Source organism: Marivita sp. GX14005, from assembly GCF_023370775.1.
In the GTDB taxonomy this organism is placed as follows: Bacteria; Pseudomonadota; Alphaproteobacteria; order Rhodobacterales; family Rhodobacteraceae; genus Marivita.
The window spans coordinates 326,406-342,256 of sequence record NZ_JAMCCQ010000004.1; the positions used below are offsets into that span (position 1 = coordinate 326,406).

General features: G+C 65.1%; 15 protein-coding genes. 7 read left to right on the forward strand and 8 right to left on the reverse strand.

From position 1 onward, the window contains the following. Nucleotides 1–8 precede the first annotated feature (8 nt). From M3465_RS13610 to M3465_RS13630, 5 genes are read right to left on the reverse strand one after another with little or no spacing between them, the layout of a single operon-like run. Nucleotides 9–1,574, reverse strand: coding sequence for an ABC transporter substrate-binding protein (locus M3465_RS13610; RefSeq protein WP_249502310.1), 1,566 nt, complete (start codon nucleotides 1,572–1,574; stop codon nucleotides 9–11). Then, nucleotides 1,564–2,634, reverse strand: a complete 1,071-nt coding sequence (locus tag M3465_RS13615) for an ABC transporter ATP-binding protein (protein ID WP_249502311.1) — start codon at nucleotides 2,632–2,634, stop codon at nucleotides 1,564–1,566. The genes M3465_RS13610 and M3465_RS13615 overlap by 11 nt, the downstream gene beginning before the upstream one ends. Beyond that, nucleotides 2,631–3,590: an ABC transporter ATP-binding protein gene (locus M3465_RS13620; RefSeq protein ID WP_249502312.1), complete on the reverse strand. Its 960-nt coding sequence runs from the start codon at nucleotides 3,588–3,590 to the stop codon at nucleotides 2,631–2,633. Before M3465_RS13620 ends, M3465_RS13615 begins: the two co-directional genes overlap by 4 nt. Nucleotides 3,591–3,593: 3 nt before the next feature. Next, complete coding sequence (locus tag M3465_RS13625) at nucleotides 3,594–4,454, reverse strand: ABC transporter permease (RefSeq protein WP_249502313.1); 861 nt, start codon at nucleotides 4,452–4,454, stop codon at nucleotides 3,594–3,596. Then, a complete protein-coding gene (locus M3465_RS13630) occupies nucleotides 4,451–5,428 on the reverse strand; it encodes an ABC transporter permease (protein ID WP_249502314.1) in 978 nt (325 codons plus the stop codon). Before M3465_RS13630 ends, M3465_RS13625 begins: the two co-directional genes overlap by 4 nt. A 97-nt stretch (nucleotides 5,429–5,525) precedes the next feature. Here M3465_RS13630 and M3465_RS13635 point away from each other — a divergent pair, with 97 nt between their 5' ends. Further along, complete coding sequence (locus M3465_RS13635) at nucleotides 5,526–6,425, forward strand: LysR family transcriptional regulator (RefSeq protein ID WP_249502315.1); 900 nt, start codon at nucleotides 5,526–5,528, stop codon at nucleotides 6,423–6,425. 66 nt (nucleotides 6,426–6,491) lie between these two features. Then, nucleotides 6,492–7,037, forward strand: a complete 546-nt coding sequence (locus tag M3465_RS13640; RefSeq protein ID WP_249502316.1) for a HutD/Ves family protein — start codon at nucleotides 6,492–6,494, stop codon at nucleotides 7,035–7,037. Here M3465_RS13640 and M3465_RS13645 read toward each other — a convergent pair. Then, a complete protein-coding gene (locus M3465_RS13645; RefSeq protein WP_249502317.1) occupies nucleotides 7,034–8,392 on the reverse strand; it encodes a formimidoylglutamate deiminase in 1,359 nt (452 codons plus the stop codon). The two genes, M3465_RS13640 and M3465_RS13645, sit on opposite strands and share 4 nt — an antisense overlap. Nucleotides 8,393–8,485: 93 nt before the next feature. On the opposite strand from M3465_RS13645, the gene hutI reads away from it, so the two are divergent. From hutI to M3465_RS13670, 5 genes are read left to right on the forward strand one after another with little or no spacing between them, the layout of a single operon-like run. Continuing rightward, entirely contained in the window at nucleotides 8,486–9,697 is a 1,212-nt protein-coding gene (gene hutI, locus M3465_RS13650; protein ID WP_249502318.1) for an imidazolonepropionase, read from the forward strand. Next, entirely contained in the window at nucleotides 9,694–11,232 is a 1,539-nt protein-coding gene (hutH, locus tag M3465_RS13655; protein ID WP_249502319.1) for a histidine ammonia-lyase, read from the forward strand. The genes hutI and hutH overlap by 4 nt, the downstream gene beginning before the upstream one ends. Continuing rightward, nucleotides 11,229–12,029, forward strand: a complete 801-nt coding sequence (hutG, locus tag M3465_RS13660) for an N-formylglutamate deformylase (protein WP_249502320.1) — start codon at nucleotides 11,229–11,231, stop codon at nucleotides 12,027–12,029. Before hutH ends, hutG begins: the two co-directional genes overlap by 4 nt. Continuing rightward, on the forward strand, nucleotides 12,026–13,693 hold the full coding sequence (gene hutU, locus M3465_RS13665; protein ID WP_249502321.1) for a urocanate hydratase: 1,668 nt from the start codon (nucleotides 12,026–12,028) through the stop codon (nucleotides 13,691–13,693). The genes hutG and hutU overlap by 4 nt, the downstream gene beginning before the upstream one ends. A 53-nt stretch (nucleotides 13,694–13,746) precedes the next feature. Beyond that, nucleotides 13,747–14,088 carry a RidA family protein gene (locus M3465_RS13670; protein ID WP_249502322.1) on the forward strand — a complete coding sequence of 114 codons (342 nt, stop codon included), beginning with the start codon at nucleotides 13,747–13,749 and terminating at the stop codon, nucleotides 14,086–14,088. Nucleotides 14,089–14,103: 15 nt separating this feature from the next. Here the strand turns inward: M3465_RS13670 and hutC are convergent, their stop codons facing one another. Then, nucleotides 14,104–14,793 carry a histidine utilization transcriptional repressor HutC gene (gene hutC / locus M3465_RS13675; RefSeq protein ID WP_249502323.1) on the reverse strand — a complete coding sequence of 230 codons (690 nt, stop codon included), beginning with the start codon at nucleotides 14,791–14,793 and terminating at the stop codon, nucleotides 14,104–14,106. A gap of 90 nt (nucleotides 14,794–14,883) precedes the next feature. Continuing rightward, on the reverse strand, nucleotides 14,884–15,777 hold the full coding sequence (locus M3465_RS13680) for a LysR family transcriptional regulator (RefSeq protein WP_249502324.1): 894 nt from the start codon (nucleotides 15,775–15,777) through the stop codon (nucleotides 14,884–14,886). Nucleotides 15,778–15,851 lie beyond the last annotated feature (74 nt).

The window sequence follows — 15,851 nt, forward strand, 5'->3', positions numbered from 1 at the left end:
TGCCGCGATCACTCGGAGGGGCGCACGTCCTGTGTCAACGTGCGCTCGATCGGGCGCGCATCGAAGGCAAGTTCGTCCTTCATCGCCCAGATCTGCTGCTCAAGATGGATCGGGATGATCGCCTGCTCCTCGTTGAAGGCAATGGCGGTCGCCTCCTCGAGCAGTCTCTGGCGCTCTTCGTCGTCGAAGGTTTCCGCCGCCTGCTTGACCAGCGTATCGAATTCCTCGTTCGAGAAGCGCCCGCGGTTGAACCGCCCGGTGCCGGCTTCCTCGTCATAGGTTCCGATCACCTGTTGCAGACCGCGAATGGAATCGCCTGTTGTGGTTCCGAACCCAACGAGAAACGCCGAGAAATCGCGTGCCGTGGCACGTTTGAAATAGATGTTCTTCGGCATCGCCTCGACCGACGCGTTCAGCCCCGCGCGCGCCCAGAGTTGGCTGACGGCCTGAAGGATCTTCGCGTCGTTCTGATAGCGGTTGTTCGGCCCGTGCAGCGTGATGGTGAACCCGTCGCCATAGCCCGCCTCTTCCAGCAACGCCTGCGCGCGCTCGATATCGGCCTCGGGTGCCTCGACGGCGGAGGTGTAGCCGGTGAACCCCTCGGGCACCATCTGGCCGGTGGGTGTCGCGGTGCCGTCCATGATCCGCTCGGAGATCTGGCCGCGGTCGATCATCAGCGACAGCGCGCGGCGCACCCGCGGATCGCGCAGCGGGTTCTCGATCTCGCCGCCATCCGGTCCCTTGACGAAGGGGCTTTGCGCGCGGTCGCTGTCAAGCCCGAGATAGATCATCCGGCCAGAGGTCTTGCGCACGATATTGGCGTCCATCCGGCTTTCTACCGCCTCCAGATCGCCCGCCGGCATGGCGTCGATCAAATCGACATCACCCGCGATCAGGGCCGAGACACGGCTCGCGTCATTGGGGATGTAGCGGATGGTGACGTCGTCGAAGGCGGGCGCGTCGCCCCAGTAATCCTGATAGGCGCTGAGCGTCAGCTTTTCGTTGGGTGTCCAGTCGCCATAGGTGTAGGGGCCGGTGCCGATGGCGGCCTCCCCGGAGTCGAATGTCTTGCTGGCGATCTGCTCGCCCAGCTCGGACGGCAGGATATAGACCGAGCCGAGTTGCTGCATAAGGTCAGGCGACGGCGATTTGGTTGTGATCCGCAGCGTCAGCGGATCCACGGCTTCGATGCTGTCGATCATCGCGACGTTGGATTCAAAGCTCGCTGCCGAGTTTTCCACCTTCGGCACGCGCGCCACGGTGGTGATGACGTCCTGCGCATCGAGCGTGCTGCCATCATGGAAGGTCACGCCGTCCCGCAGCTTGATCTCCCAGGTGGTCGGATCGATATTGGTCCATTCGGTGGCCAGAGCTGGGGTCAGTTGCATGTTCTCGTCGATGGCGGTCAGGCCCTCGAAGATATGCGCCGCCGTGTTCTGGCCCGGCGAGGTCCGCGAGAAATGCGGGTCCATGCTGGGATGCTCGGCCTTCAGCCCCATGGTGAGGCTGTCGGCGTGAGCCGTGGCGGCGCCGGCCGCGATCAGTGCTGTGGAAAGCAGAAGTTTACGTGTCATGTGAGTCCTCCTTTGGATGGGGTGGCGGGGTTGGCCCCGCTTCTGGGGATGGTTGCGGCAAATCGAAATGACAGGCCGACAGATGCGTCGTGCCGCCAGCTTCCTGCACCTCGCGCAGGCGCGGCGACTCCCGCCTGCAGATCTCCTGCGCGAAGGGGCAGCGCGGGTGGAAATGGCACCCCGGCGGCGGGCTGAGCGGCGAGGGCAATTCGCCCTTGAGCGGCGTGAACCGGCGCCGTGCAGCGCCAAGCACCGGCACCTCGGACAGAAGCGCGCGCGTATAGGGGTGATGCGGGCGGGCAAAGACCGTATCGCGATCGGCCAGCTCCACCAGGCGGCCCAGATACAGGATCGCGATCCGGTCCGAGATGAAGCGCACGACGTTCAGGTCATGACTGATGAAGATCGAGGAAAACCCGCCCTGTTCCTTCAGATCGGCCAGCAGGTTCAGGATCTGCGCCTGCACCGACACGTCGAGCGCGGCGACTGCCTCGTCGAAGATGATGACCTCGGGCGAGACCGCGAGCGCGCGGGCGATGCCGACGCGCTGGCGCTGGCCTCCCGACAACTCGTGCGGAAAGCGATCCGCCATTTCCGGTGAGAGCCCGACCTTGGACAGAAGCGAGGCCAGGCGATCCGGGATCTCGCGTCGCCGCACGAGGCCATGCGTCAACGGCGCCTCCATGATCGCGTCGCCCACGCTCAGCGACGGGTTCAGGCTGGCATAGGGGTTCTGGAACACCATCTGTATATTGCGCCGCGCGTCCCTCGCCTCGGAACGCGGCAGATCGGAAATCGCGCGGCCGCGAAACCGCACCTCGCCGCCGCTGGCGGGCAGAAGTTGCGCCGCCATGCGGCCCAGCGTGGACTTGCCGCACCCGCTCTCACCAACGACGCCCAACATCTCGCCGTCGCGCAGGCTCAGGCTGACCCCGTCTACCGCGACCAGCCGCTCCGGCGGTTTGCCCAGCCCGGCCCGGTTCAGCATGCGGTCGAGCCATCCGTCCCGCCGCGCGAAAACCCGGCTGAGATCATTCAATTCCAGGACGGGGGCGGTCATGGCGTTTCCTCCAGCGGGAAAAAGCAGCGCCAGCCCAGTGTCGTGTCACCCTCAAACGGCGGGACGTTCTGCGAGCAACGGGGCTGCGCGCGCGGGCAGCGCGGCGCAAAGGCGCAGCCGGGCGGCAGATCGGCCAGCGAGGGCGGCACCCCTTCGAGGTTTTCCAGCCGCGTTCGCCCGGCGACCGGCACGGCGCGCATCAGCGCAGCGGTATAGGGATGGCGCGGTGCGCCAAACAGGCGATCCGCCGGGGCGATCTCAATTACTTGACCCGCATACATCACCATCACCGCATCGGCGAACCCCGAGAGGAGCGACAGGTCATGCGTGATCCACAGGATCGCCGCGCCGGTTTCCTCGGCCAGCCCCTGAATTTCTGCGAGGATCTGGCTCTGGATCGTCACATCGAGCGCGGTTGTCGCCTCGTCCGCGATGATGAGGTCCGGCTCGTTGAGAAAGGCGATGGCGATTACCACGCGTTGCCGCATCCCGCCGGAAAACTCATGCGCATAGGCGCTCATCCGGGACTCGGGCGAGGGGATACCGACGCGGGCCAGCGTCTTGATCGCATGCGCTTCGGCGTCGCGTCGAGACATGCGGCGATGCGCCTGGATCGCCTCGATCATTTGCTCACCAATGGTCAGAACGGGGTTGAGCGCGACCATTGGATCCTGAAAGATCATCGCGATCCGGTTGCCACGCAGCTCGCGCATCCGTGCTTGCTTGGCGGCGGAGAGGTCTTCTCCATTAAAGACAATCGAACCGCCGGTGATCGCGATTTTCCGATCCAGCAGATCGATCAGCGAATAGGCCATCATCGACTTGCCCGAACCGGATTCGCCCACCACGCCGAGGATCTGCCCCGGTTCCAGCGAAAAGGACACGCTGCGGACGATATCGACCTGATCGCGGCTGCCCGGATGGAGCGATGTAACGAGATTATCAACCTTCAGCATCGCTCACGCCTCCTTCGGGTTCAGGACACGGCGAAAGCGATCCCCGAAGACATTGACCGAAAAAATGAGCAGCACGAGCGCCACGCCCGGCCAGATGAGCTGCCACGTGTGGCCCGACAGGATTTCGCGCGAGCCGTTGGCGATCAGCAGCCCAAGCGACGGCTCCTCGATGGAGGTGCCGAGACCCAGGAACGACAGCGACGCCTCGATCGCGACCGCATGGGCCAGTTGCAACGTCAGAACCACCAGAATGGGCGAGATCGAGTTCGGCAGCAGATGCCGCATCAGGATACGCCAGGGCGGCAGCTCCAACGACCGCGCGGCCTCAATATATTCCTGGCTCACCTCGACCAAAGCCGCTGAACGGGTGGTGCGCGCGTAATACGGCCATTGCGCGAAGGCGAGCGCGAAGATCAGGTTGCCGAGCCCGGTGCCGACCACCGCCATCACCGTCAGCGCGACGAGGATGGTGGGAAAGCCCAGCTTGATATCCACCAGTCGCATGATGATCGTGTCCGCCCAGCCACCCGCATAGGCCGCGACCAGCCCGGCCAGAACGCCCACGCATAGCGCGATCAGGCTGGCCGATCCGGCCACGAGCAGCGTGATCCGCAATCCGTAGAGGATGGCCGAATAAAGATCGCGCCCAAGCGCGTCCGTGCCCAGAAGGTAGATGAACTCTCCGGTCCCCGCTTCGGTGCCCGGCGGCAAGGAGGCGTCGAAGAAATCGACAGCGGCGTTGTCATAGGGGTTCTGCGGCGTGATCCAGGGCGCCAGTAGCGCCAGCACGACCAATAGCGCAAACACCGCAAGGCAGAACAGCGCGAAGGGATAGGCTTTCAGCGCACCGAAAATCCGTTTCATGCCTTGTTCCCCCCAAGCCGGATGCGCGGATCGAGCAGGGTATAAAGAACATCGACAATCAAGTTGATGACGACAAACATCGCGACGACGATCAGCAAATATCCCACGATCACCGGCCGATCGACGATATTGATCGAGTTGATCAGAAGCTGCCCCATGCCGGGCCAGTTGAACACCGTCTCGGTAATGATCCCGTAGGCCAGCAGGTTGCCCAGCTCCAGCCCCAGAACCGTGACCAGCGGGATAAGCACGTTGCGAAACGCGTGCCGGATCAGGATACGCCGTTCGGAGATGCCCTTGGCACGGGCGTAGCGCACATATTCGCTGCCCATCGCCTGTTGCACCTGCGCCCGTGTCAGCCGCGTGACCATCGCCGAATTGAACAGCGCGAGGTTGAGCGCGGGCAGGAAGATATGCTGCCAGCCATCGAGCGTCAGCAGGCTCGTCTCGATGCCGAAGAGAATCCCCGTGTCGCCCCGCCCGCCCGAGGGCAGCCAGCGCAGCTGCACCGCGAAGAGCAGGATGAGCAGCAGCCCTTGCCAGAAATTCGGCAGCGAATACGCGAGGATTGAGCCGTTCATGATGCCGTCGTCGGTGACCGATCCCGCGCGATACCCAGCGATTAGCCCAAGCGGCAAACCGATGATGAGCGAAAAGACAAAGGCCGTGAGGCCAAGCTCCACCGTCGCGGGAAGGCGTTGCAGCACCAGATCAATGGTCGGCTGGTTATAGACGAAGCTGGTGCCCAGATCGCCCTGAACCAGCCCTTTGAGGTAGAGTCCGTATTGGATCAGGATCGGCTGATCGAGCCCCAGCGCCTCGCGGGCGCGGTTGACTTCCGCCGTCGTCGCGTCGGGCGGCACCAGCATCTCGACCGGATCGCCGATGGCGTAGACGCCCATGAAAATCAGGAACGACACCAGAAGCAACACGAACGCTGCCTGCCCGAGCCGTCTGATCAAATAGGACGCCATTGATTCTCTCCCCTGTCCCGTCTGTGACAGGTTTGCAGCCAACCCGAAAGCTTACTAGCATATCGGTAATTCTACCTGTTTATCGCTAGGTGATCCGATGAGCCTCAGTCAGATGCGAAGTTTCGCCGCGGTCTATCTGCATGGCTCCACCGTGCGCGCTGCGCAGATTCTCGGCCGTTCGCAAAGCCAGGTTTCCGCAGATCTCCGTAGGCTTGAGACGGGTATGAATCTGACCCTTTTCATGCGTCAAGGCGGGCGGCTATTGCCGACGACCAATGCGGAGGCGCTTTATCCGAAGGTTTTGTCGGTCTTTGCCGCCTATGACGATGCGATGAACCTTTCACGCGGGGGCAAGGCGGAAAGCCTGAGTATCGGCGCAACGCGCTCGCTCTCCATGACCGTGGTGCCGCAGCTTGTCCGCGCCTTGCGCAAACGCGATCCGCTCAGGCCGATCACCGTGCGCTTCATCTCCTATCGTGAGTTGATCGAGGCGGTCGCCGAAGGGCAGCTCGATCAGGCCATCGTCAAGCTGCCGGTCGAAGATCCGCGCGTGCATCACCTGACGCTCGGCAGCGCGCCGCTCGTTGGGGTGATACGGGCGAGCGATCCTTTGGCCGAACTGAAGAGCATCGGTGCGGCGGATATCGGCAAACGGCATATCATCCGCACCGGCACGACGTCGCCGGCCTGGCAGGCGGTCTTGCGCGCCTTTGCGGCGCAAGGCATGGCACCGGTGTCCGAGGTTTCAATGGACGGGGTCGGACCGATTTGCCGGATGGTGGCCGATGGCGAAGGGATCGGGGTCGTCAACCGGATGTTGGCTTCGGGCTATGCGCAGGATCTCGGTCTCGTAATGCGGCCATTCCGCCCACGGGAAAGGGAGACATTTGCGCTGATCGGGCATCGCTTGATGACGCCCCGGCGCGATTCGGTCGCCGTTGCCGAAACGCTGGGCCGATTGATTACGCTCGATGTCGAGGAAACTGCGTTGGCTTGAGCGGGTGCAGCTTCTCTCTACCGCGCCGTTGCGCCATAAGGGGAGCGGAAGACGCGGGGGGCAGCGATGAAACTCATCCGAAGGTGCGATCTGGTGGAGATGCCGTGGAAGAACGGCGGCGGCGTCACGCGCGACATTGCCGTGCAGCGCGACGCGGACGGGATTTTGTGGCGGCTCAGCATGGCGGATGTGGACCGGGATGGCGCGTTTTCCAGCTTTGCTGGGCTGACGCGTATCCTCACGGTGGTCGGCGGGGATGGCATGGTGCTGCATACGCCCGAGGCCGAGATACGCGCCGACCATGCCAGCCCCGTGCGCTTCGATGGCGGCGCGCCGGTGCACGCACGCCTGACGCAGGGGCCGATCCGGGATTTCAACCTGATGTTCGACACCGCACGGTGCAGCGGTGCGGCGGAGATTCTGCGCGCGGCCGGCGTGCATGAGATCGGCCAGGGCGATCAGACCGCCGTGCTGCACGTGATCGCGGAAGAGGCGCGGGCCTCCACCAATACGTTGGGCGAAGGAGACACGCTGATCGCCGATGCGCCTTTGCGCATCGATCTGGCGCAAGGTGCGGTGGCACTGGCCATCACGCTGGAGCGAACGGGCTAGAGCGAGGCGAGCAGTTCCGACACTGCCTTGCGATAGCGCGCCACGACCCGGTCCCGCGCGATGTGCCGCCCGTTCGTCACGTTGTGCCGCCCGGCGGACCACAGGTCGGTGACGACGCTGTCCTTCGCGGCAAAGCACAGACCGTCTAGGATCTGATCCGGCGCCAAAACGCAAAGCGCCGGATCGGCGGCATCGATGGCGACCAGATCGGCCAGACGTCCCGGCGCGATCTCGCCCGCGTCGCGGCCCAAAGCCTGCGCCCCGCCGCGCGCCGCGCCGGTGTAGAGCGTCGCGCCGACGGAGCCTTCGCCGACCACCATGACATTGCGCGCCACGTCGCGCAGGCGCTGGGAGTATTCCAGCATGCGCAATTCCTCGGTGAGCGAGATGTTGACGTTGCTGTCCGAGCCGACGCCAAACGCGCCCCCAGCGTTCAGATAGGCGGGGCCGTTGAACGGGCCATCGCCCAGATTGGCCTCGGTGATCGGGCAAAGCCCCGCGACCGCGCCCGAGGCGGCCATGGCGCGGGTTTCGTCATCGGTCATGTGGGTGGCGTGGATCAGGCACCAGCCGTCATCGACGGGCGCGTTCGCCAGCAGCCATTCGACGGGCCGCGCGCCGAGCCAGTCGCTGATATCCTCGACTTCCCTGGGTTGCTCCGCGATATGAATATGGATCGGCCCGCCCTGATGATCGGCCAGCGCGCGGCGCAGATCGTCTGGTCCGGTCGCGCGCAGCGAATGGGGCGCGATGCCGACGCGGGCATCGTCCGGCAGCCCGGCAAGCCCGGCGCGGGTGCCCTGCACCAGTTCGGCAAAGCGGTCGGTGTCATTGCCGAAACGCAGCTGCCCCTCTGTCAGCGGCGCCTGCCGCGCTCCGCCATAGGTGTAGAGCACCGGCAGATGGGTCAGCCCGATGCCCGTCTCCCCCGCCGCCGCCATGACGCGCAGGGACAGCTCGGCCAGCGTGTCATAGGGCGCGCCGCCGCGCTGGTGATGGACATAGTGAAACTCGCCCACGGCGGAATAGCCCGCCTCCTGCATCTCGACAAAGACCAGCGCGGCGATGGCCTCGATCTGGTCGGGCGTCAGACGGTCCATGAAGCGATACATCAATTCACGCCATGTCCAGAAACTGTCGCGCCCGGCCTTGCGGGTTTCGGTCATGCCGGCCATCGCGCGTTGGAACGTGTGCGAATGAAGGTTGCCCAACGCGGGCAGCAGCGTATCGACCCGCGCATCGCCCGGCTCGGCTACCGCTCCGGGCGTGATCCGGTCGATACGGCCATCTTTCAGCGTGATGCGAACGTCCTGCGCCCAACCGGACGCAAGCAGGGCCTGACGGGCATGGATCATGGGTCTATCCTCGGTGCTGCGTTTTATGTATAGACATATTGCACATTAAATTATACCAGAAAAGACGAAACTTCGCGCGAAAGGACCGATCCCATGACCGCCATGCCTCGCCTTCTGACCGATCTTCACGCAGCCACCCTCGCTCGCGGGGATGCGCCCTACGGGATGATCCGCGACGCCGCGATTGCGCTTCGCGATGGGCGGATCGCATGGGTCGGACCGCAGGCGGAGGTGCCCGAGGATTTCGCCGATCTGCAACGGCATCCGCTTGGCGGGCGGGTGGTGACGCCGGCGCTGATCGATTGCCATACGCATATCGTGCATGGCGGCGACCGTGCTGTCGAATTCGAGATGCGGCTGAACGGGGCCAGTTACGAGGAGGTCGCGCGCGCCGGGGGCGGGATCGTCTCTACCGTCAAGGCGACCCGCGCCGCCAGCGACAGCGCGCTTCTGGAGCAGGCCTTGCGCCGCGTCGATGCGCTGATCGCCGAAGGCGTGACCACCATCGAGGTGAAATCGGGCTATGGTCTCGATACCGAGACAGAGCTTCGGATGCTGCGCACCGCGCGGGCGATTGCCGATCAGCGGCCCGTTCGGGTAACAACCACCTTCCTTGGCGCCCATGCCACGCCGTCTGAATATGCCGGGCGCGACGATGCCTATATCGACGAGGTCTGCATCCCCGCCCTGCGCGCGGCCCATTCCGAAGGGCTGGTCGATGCGGTGGACGGGTTCTGCGAAGGCATCGCCTTTCAGCCCGACCAGATCGCCCGCGTCTTCGACGTGGCGCGCGAGCTTGGTCTGCCGGTCAAGCTGCATGCCGAGCAGTTGTCCAACCTTGGCGGCGCGAAGCTGGCCGCGAGCTATGGCGCGTTGTCCGCCGATCATATCGAGTATCTGGACGAGGACGGCGTGCGCGCGATGGCCGAGGCGGGCACGGTGGGCGTGATCCTGCCCGGCGCGTTCTACACGCTGCGCGAGACGCAACAGCCGCCGCTCGATCTTCTTCGCAAACATGGCGTGCCGATGGCACTGGCGACGGATTTGAACCCCGGCACTTCGCCGCTCAATTCGATCCTGCTCACGATGAACCTGGGCTGCACCCTGTTCCGCATGACGCCCGAAGAGGCGCTGTGCGGCGTCACGCAACACGCCGCCCGCGCCCTTGGGCTGGCCGATCTGGGCACGATTGCCGTGGGTCAGGTGGCCGATCTGGCGGCTTGGGATATCGCGGAGCCAGCGGAACTGTCCTACCGGATCGGCTTCAACCCGCTGGCGGTCCGCATCAAAGGGGGTGTGCTATGACCGTTCTGACACTGACGCCCGGCGCGGCAAGCCTTGCCGATCTGGAACGCGTCTGGCGCGAGGGGCTGGCCGTTCGGCTCGATCCGTCCTGTCACGAGGGCATCCGCGCGGCGCGGGACCGGATCGCTGCTGCCGCCGATGGGGTCGATGCGGTCTACGGTGTGAATACCGGCTTCGGCAAGCTGGCCTCGGTCAAGATCGCCGCCGAAGACACCTCGACGCTACAGCGCAACCTCATCCTGTCACATTGCTGCGGCGTCGGTGCGCCGATCCCCGAAGCGCACGCCCGCCTGATGATGGCGCTCAAGCTGCTGTCGCTGGGGCGCGGGGCGTCGGGCGTGCGGATGGAATTGATCGACCTGCTGGAGCAGATGCTTGCACGCGGGGTGACGCCGGTGATCCCGGTGCAGGGATCGGTCGGGGCGTCCGGCGATCTGGCGCCGCTGGCGCATATGGCAGCGGCAATGATCGGGCAGGGCGAGGCGAGCTACGAAGGCACCGTGCTGCCCGGCGGCGAGGCGTTGAGCCGCGCCGGGCTGGAGCCCATCGTGCTGAGCGCGAAGGAGGGGCTTGCGCTCATCAACGGCACGCAATTCTCCACCGCCTATGCGCTGATCGGGCTGTTCGGCGCGTGGCGGGCGATGTGCGGCGCGCTGGTCACCTCGGCCATGTCGACCGATGCGATCATGGGATCGACGGCGCCCTTGCAGCCCGAAATCCACCAGTTGCGCGGCCACGCCGGCCAGATCGAGGCGGCCGCGACCATGCGCGCGCTGCTGGCCGGTTCGGTCATCCGCGAAAGCCACCGCGAGGGCGACGCCCGCGTGCAGGATCCCTATTGCATCCGCTGCCAGCCGCAGGTGACGGGCGCCGCGATGGACATGCTGCGCATGGCCGCCCGGACGCTGGAGATCGAGGCCAATGCCGCCACCGACAACCCTCTGGTGCTGAGCGAGGCGGGCCTGATCGTGTCGGGCGGGAATTTTCATGCCGAGCCGGTGGGCTTCGCCGCCGACATGATCGCGCTCGCGCTGGCCGAGATCGGCGCGATCGCGCAGCGTCGCATCGCGCTGATCGTCGATCCGGTGCTGAGCCACGATCTGCCGCCCTTCCTGACGCCCGATCCGGGGCTGAATTCGGGCTACATGATCGCCGAAGTCACCACCGCCGCCCTGATGAGCGAGAACAAGCATCTGGCCAACCCCTGCGTGACGGATTCGACGCCCACGTCGGCCAATCAGGAAGATCACGTCAGCATGGCCGCGCATGGCGCGGTGCGGCTGTCGCGCATGGTCGCCAATCTTGAACGTATCCTCGGCGTCGAGCTTTTGTGCGCGGCGCAAGGCATCGAGTTTCGCGCGCCGCTGACGACAAGCGCGCCTTTGCAGTCGGTGATCGCCGCGCTGCGCAGCGAGGTCGCACGGCTCGGAGAGGATCGCTACCTCGCGCCCGATCTCGAACGCGCGGCGGCGCTTGTCGGCTCGGGTGCCATCGTGGCGGCGGCCACGACATCCATGCCGGAGCTTCGCCCATGACCCCCGTAGAGATTTCAAGAGGCGACAGCCCCGTTGTCCTCGGCCTGCCGCATACCGGCACCCATGTCCCGCGCGAGATCGAGGCGCGCCTGAACGCGCGGGGGCGGGGGCTCGATGATACCGACTGGCACATCCACCGGCTTTACGACGGCCTCCTGCCCGGCGCGACCACCGTGCGCGCGACCTTCCATCGCTATGTGATCGACGCCAATCGCGATCCCTCCGGGCAATCGCTCTATCCGGGGCAGAACACCACCGGGCTCGTGCCGCTCACCGATTTCGACGGGCAGGAGATCTGGGACAGCCCGCCGAGCGAGGACGAGGTGGAGGCGCGGCGCGAGGCGTTCCACGCGCCCTATCATGCCGCGCTTGAGGCGGAACTGGCGCGCGTGCGCGATCTGCACGGCATCGCGATCCTCTACGATTGCCACTCCATCCGCTCGCATATCCCGTTCCTCTTCGACGGCACGCTGCCTGATTTCAACATCGGCACCAATCTCGGCACCACCTGCGCGCCGCGGATCGAGAGCGCCGTGCAGCGCCTGTGCGAGGCGGCGGAGGGGTATTCCACCGTCACCAATGGCCGTTTCAAGGGCGGCTGGACGACGCGCCATTACGGGCGCCCCAGCGACGGGCTGCACGCGATCCAGATGGAACTGGCGCAAAGCACCTACCTGACCGAAGAAGCCGCCCCCTGGACCTATGACGAGGACAAGGCCGCGCGGCTGCGCAGGCACCTCAAACCCATTCTGACCACCCTGGCTGACATGGCTCCCGACCTGAAAGGAACATCATGAGCGATCCGCGCAAGAACACCCGCGACATCTATCCCGCCACCGGCACGGAGATGACCGCCAAGCACTGGACGACCGAGGCTCCGCTGCGGATGCTGATGAACAACCTGCATCCCGATGTGGCCGAAAACCCGCATGAGCTTGTCGTCTATGGCGGGATCGGGCGCGCGGCGCGCACATGGGACGATTTCGACAAGATCGTCGCGACGCTCCGCGATCTGGAGGAAGACCAGACGCTTCTCGTGCAATCGGGCAAGCCGGTGGGAGTGTTCCCGACGCATAAGGATGCGCCGCGCGTGCTGATCGCGAATTCCAACCTCGTGCCGCATTGGGCCACCTGGGATCATTTCAACGAACTCGATAAAAAGGGTCTGGCGATGTATGGCCAGATGACCGCCGGGTCGTGGATCTATATCGGATCGCAGGGCATCGTGCAGGGCACGTATGAAACCTTCGTCGAGGCGGGTCGCCAGCACTATGACGGCAACCTGAAGGGCAAATGGATTCTCACCGGCGGGCTTGGCGGCATGGGCGGCGCGCAACCGCTCGCGGCGGTGATGGCCGGGGCGTGCTGCTTGGCGGTCGAATGCAACCCCGACAGCATCGATTTCCGCCTGCGCACGCGCTATGTGGACGAAAAGACCGACAGCCTCGATGAGGCGCTTGAGATGATCGAGCGCTGGACCGCCGCCGGGGAGGCGAAATCCGTCGCGCTTCGGGCCAATGCGGCCGATATCTATCCAGAGCTTATCAAGCGCGGCATTCGCCCCGATATCGTGACCGACCAGACCAGCGCGCATGACCCCGTCAACGGCTACCTGCCGCAGGGCTGGTCCATGGCCGAATGGCGCGAGAAGCGCGAGAGCGATCCGAAGGCGGTCGAGAAGGCCGCGCGCGCGTCGATGAAGGTGCAGGTCAAGGCGATGGTCGATTTCCACAGCCAAGGTATCCCGACCGTCGATTACGGCAACAACATCCGCCAGATGGCATTGGAAGAAGGGCTGGACAACGCGTTCGATTTTCCGGGCTTCGTGCCGGCCTATATCCGCCCGCTCTTCTGCCGGGGCATCGGCCCGTTCCGCTGGGCGGCGCTGTCGGGCGACCCCGAGGATATCTACAAGACCGACGCCAAAGTGAAGGAAATCCTGTCCGAGGACAGCCACCTACATAACTGGCTCGACATGGCGAAGGAACGGATCGCATTTCAGGGCCTGCCCGCGCGCATCTGCTGGGTCGGTCTGGGCGTGCGCCACAAGCTGGGGCTGGCGTTCAATGAAATGGTGCGCAATGGCGAGTTGAAGGCACCCATCGTGATCGGCCGCGACCATCTGGACTCCGGCTCCGTGGCTTCGCCCAACCGTGAGACCGAGGCGATGAAGGACGGCTCCGACGCCGTGTCCGATTGGCCGCTGCTCAATGCCTTGCTCAACACCGCCTCGGGCGCGACATGGGTGTCGCTGCACCACGGCGGCGGCGTCGGCATGGGCTTTTCGCAGCATTCCGGCATGGTGATCTGCTGCGACGGCACCGAAGACGCGGATCGCCGGATCGAGCGTGTGCTGTGGAACGATCCGGCCACCGGCGTGATGCGCCACGCCGATGCTGGCTACGAGGACGCCAAGGAGTGCGCGCGGGAGAACGGATTGAACCTGCCGGGGATTCTGTAATGATCCGCGGGGGGCGCGTTCCGCCCCCCGTTTGAATTACAGGAGACCCCACCATGATCGAACGCATCGATACCGGCGCACGGTCGTCGAAAATCGTGAAATACAATGGCATCGCCTATATCACCGGACAGGTCGGAGAGGGCGAGACCATTCAAGACCAGACCGCCGAATGTCTCCGCCGCGTCGATGCGCTTCTGACCAGGGCGGGATCTTCCCGCGAAAAGATGCTGCGCGCGACGATCTGGCTGGCCGATATGAGCGATTTCGACGGGTTGAACGAAGTCTGGAACGCCTGGGTGCCCGATGGTCACGCGCCTGCCCGTGCCTGCGGTGAGGCGAAGCTCGCGCGGCCCGAACTGAAAGTCGAGATCATCGTTGATGCGGCTTACGGCTAACGACGGCTGAAAAGCCTAATACTGCATCGTCACGCGGTGGCCCCGGCGGTAGGTCAGTTGAACGAAGGTGATCGTCTGACCGTCTAGCCATGTCGTCCGCTCTGTCTGGAACAGCGCGTCGCCCTCGGCACATCCGAGGTAATCGGCAATCGCCGGCGCGGCCTGAACGGCTTGAAAGCTGATTTGCGCGTCGGTGAAGGGCACGGTCGAAACGAGCCATTCATTGGGGCCGATCCCTGAGAAATCATGCGCCTCGGCTTCGGGCAGGGCGGTCAGGTTGATCCAGCGGTCCTCGTGCTGGTAGGGCGCGCCATCGGCGTAATGCATGCAGATCAGGTGCAGCACCCGGTCCGCCCGTTTCAGCGCCATGCGCGCGCGCAGCCAGTCCGGGGCGGGTTCGGCCCCGCATTGCACCAGCGCATAGCGGTAGGCCGCGCCTGCCTCCTCGATCTCCTGCCCGACGATGGGGATGTTCAGCCGCACCTGCCGAAGCGGGCTTTGCCGGACGCGCGTGCCGGCCTTGCGGCGGCGTTCGATGATCCCGTCATCGGCCAGCTCGCGCATCGCCCGGTTGACGGTAGCGCGCGCGCAGCCGTAGCTGGCGGCAAGATCGACCTCGTTCGGCATGGCGCTGCCGGGGGGCAGATCGCCGCGCGTGATCTGGCGCAGGATATCGGCTTTCACCTCGCGATAGGTTATGGACATGCCCTGCCTTTCGACCGTGCGACCTCGGGATTTCCCGACCGTTTGGATGCGAAAGATATGGACATAATGCGCAAAAGGCCAGACATGACGTCAGGCGGCGAAGGCGCGGGCGGCATGGGCCTGAAACGCCGCAACCAGCGGCGCGATGTGCGGATGCGGGGCGCGCGCCAGCGCGATGCGGTGCGGCACGAGCGGGTCCGACAGCTCCAGCCGGGCGAGCGGCTTGCCGTCGCAGGCGGTGTCCTGCGCGATATCGGTGGCGAGCAGCCCGACGCCCATTGCGTTGGCCACCATCGCGCGCAGCATCTCGACCGAGCCGGTTTCCTGCGCGATGCGCGGGCGGATGCCGTTCATCTGCGCCAGCGTCAGGAAATAATCGCGGCTGTGCGGCAGGTTCATCAGGATCAGCGGATCGGCCAGCAATTCGGCCATCGCCACCGTCCCGCGCCCGGCCAGCGGATGCGCGCGCGCGACAAGCCCGTAGGGGCGCACATCGGCCAGCGGCGTGATCTCCAGCGCGGAGGGCAGGCCGAAATCGTAAATTAGCGCGAGATCGATCCGCCCGGTTTCCAGCCAGTGCGTCAGGTGGCCCAGATCGCCCTCGTGCAGCGTGATCCGCGCGTGCGGTTCGGTTTCCTGAAAGCCGCTCACCAGTGCGGGCGCATAGCGCGGGCCGAGCGTTGAAAAAACGCCGAGGTTCAGAATGTCCGAGCTGCTGCCGCGCTGATCCAGAGCCGAAAGCGCCTGAATGCGCAGGCTGCGCAATTCGCCCAGCTTGCGCCGCCCGAATTCGGTCGGCGCGATGCCTTGCCCGGCGCTGCGCGCGAAAAGCGGGCGGCCGAAATGATCCTCGACCTTGGCGATGGCGAGCGAGACCGAAGGTTGCGAGACATTGAGCGCCCGCGCGGCGGCGGCGGTGCTGCCCGCTTCGGCAGCGGCGATCACGTAGTCGATCTGGCGCAGGCTGATGGGTATAGGCTGCATTCATCGCTCTATCAGGAATGTGTATTTTCGCTTATAGCATGACGCGGCCTATGCTCAACCGGATGACACCGGAG